General features: G+C 60.1%; 2 protein-coding genes and 1 riboswitch. Both genes read left to right on the plus strand.

Annotated features, from left to right (window positions below):
- The coding region (locus AB5Z52_RS17205; RefSeq protein WP_368267160.1) for a chorismate-binding protein at positions 1-190 on the plus strand (190 nt) is incomplete at its 5' end.
- A riboswitch (FMN riboswitch) is annotated at positions 189-303 on the plus strand. It overlaps the preceding gene by 2 nt.
- Before the next feature lie 126 nt (positions 304-429).
- On the plus strand, positions 430-1,191 hold a 762-nt coding region (gene ribD, locus AB5Z52_RS17210), incomplete at its 3' end, for a bifunctional diaminohydroxyphosphoribosylaminopyrimidine deaminase/5-amino-6-(5-phosphoribosylamino)uracil reductase RibD (protein ID WP_368267161.1).

Consider the following 1,191-nt stretch of genomic DNA (forward strand, 5'->3'; position numbering starts at 1 on the left):
CAACGTCGTGATTCGCACCATCGTGCGGGAGGGAGGCGGGACGTCGCTCGGCGTGGGCGGAGGCATCACCGTGGAATCCGATTTCGACTTCGAGTACGACGAGACGATGCAGAAGGCCCGGGCGCTGCGTGAGGCCGCTTCCGTTGACAGGGGGAGCGTCGGCGAGTACAATCGTGGGCAAAACGAATAACTATCTTCAGGGCAGGGTGCGATTCCCTACCGGTGGTACAGCCCACGAGCCGCAAGGCATGATTTGGTGAGATTCCAAAGCCGACAGTACAGTCTGGATGAGAGAAGATGAAAGTACGTTTATGCTTCGTCGTACGCCCTGAAATGATGCCATATCATTTCAGGGCGTTTTCGTGTTCGCATGAACCTTCTTTTGTATGCCTTGGATAGCGTATGGGCGCAACATGCTTGGAGGCGTACATGGACGATGCGCAGTACATGGGACTCGCGATCGAGCTGGCGAAGCGAGGGGCCGGATACGTGAACCCCAATCCCATGGTCGGCGCGGTGATCGTCAAGGACGATCGGATCATCGGGCAGGGGTATCACGAGATGTTCGGCGGATTGCACGCCGAGAGGAACGCGTTGCGGCATTGCACGCAGTCGCCCGCCGGGGCGACGTTGTACGTCACGCTTGAGCCGTGCTGCCATTACGGCAAAACGCCGCCATGCACGGAGGCGATCGTGGAAAGCGGCATCGCAAGGGTCGTCGTCGGAACCTTGGACTGCAATCCCGTGGTGTCCGGCAAGGGCGTGCGCATGCTCGAGGACCACGGCATACGGGTCGATGTGGGGGTGCTGGCCGACGAGTGCCGGCATCTGATACGGGTGTTCAGCAAATACATCACCACGCATACGCCGTATGTCATCATGAAATACGCCATGACGATGGACGGGAAGATAGCGACCCATACCAATCAATCACGGTGGATCAGCGGCGAGGAGTCGAGGCGTCGGGTCCATCAGCTCCGTCGATCCGTCGCGGCGGTCATGGTGGGGGTGAACACGGTGATCGAGGACGACCCGTTGCTGACATGCCGCATGGCACACGGAAGGAACCCGGTTCGCGTCGTCTGCGATACGCGATTGAGGACGCCCCTCACCTCGCGGATCGTGCAGACGGCGAATGACGTCAGGACCTATATCGCCACCGCCTGCGATGACGAACGCAAGGCGGAGGAC

The organism is Enterococcus sp. RTP21361st1_A6_RTP21361_211029, from assembly GCF_040910045.1.
In the GTDB taxonomy this organism is placed as follows: domain Bacteria; phylum Bacillota; class Bacilli; order Lactobacillales; family Enterococcaceae; genus Enterococcus_D; species Enterococcus_D gallinarum.